At 75.2% G+C, this 459-nt stretch carries 1 protein-coding gene; it reads left to right on the top strand.

The window, feature by feature from the left end; all coding sequences use genetic code 11:
* Positions 1-459, top strand: a 459-nt coding sequence (locus tag D180_RS19550) for an AAA family ATPase (RefSeq protein WP_043091399.1), incomplete at both ends; no start/stop codon positions are given.

Raw genomic sequence — 459 nt, forward strand, 5'->3', positions numbered from 1 at the left:
GCGCCCACCGGCCGCGCCGCCGAGCGCATGGCCGAGAGCCTGCGCGCAGCGGTGGCGCGCGCCCTCGCCGACGGCGTCGACCCCACCTTGGCCGAGGCCCTGACGGCCGGCGCCAGCACCCTGCATCGCCTGCTCGGCGTCATTCCCGACCTGCCGCGCTTCCGCCACGACGCCGACAACCCGCTGCCGTTCGACCTGATCGTGATCGACGAAGCCTCCATGGTCGACCTGCCGCTGATGTGCAAGCTGGTCGACGCCGTGGCCGACTGCGCGCAACTGATCCTGCTCGGCGACGCCGACCAGTTGCCCTCGGTGGAAGCCGGCGACGTGCTCGCCGCGATCCTGCAGGCCGCCGGCCCCGGCGACGCGCTGCAGCCCGACGACGCGCAGGCGCTGCAGCCGCTGCTCGGCCACAGCGCGGTCGCGCACGATCACGGCGGCCTGGCTGGGCACCGCGTG

Origin of the sequence: Xanthomonas sp. SHU 166 (assembly GCF_000364685.1) — a bacterium.
In the GTDB taxonomy this organism is placed as follows: domain Bacteria; phylum Pseudomonadota; class Gammaproteobacteria; order Xanthomonadales; family Xanthomonadaceae; genus Xanthomonas_A; species Xanthomonas_A sontii.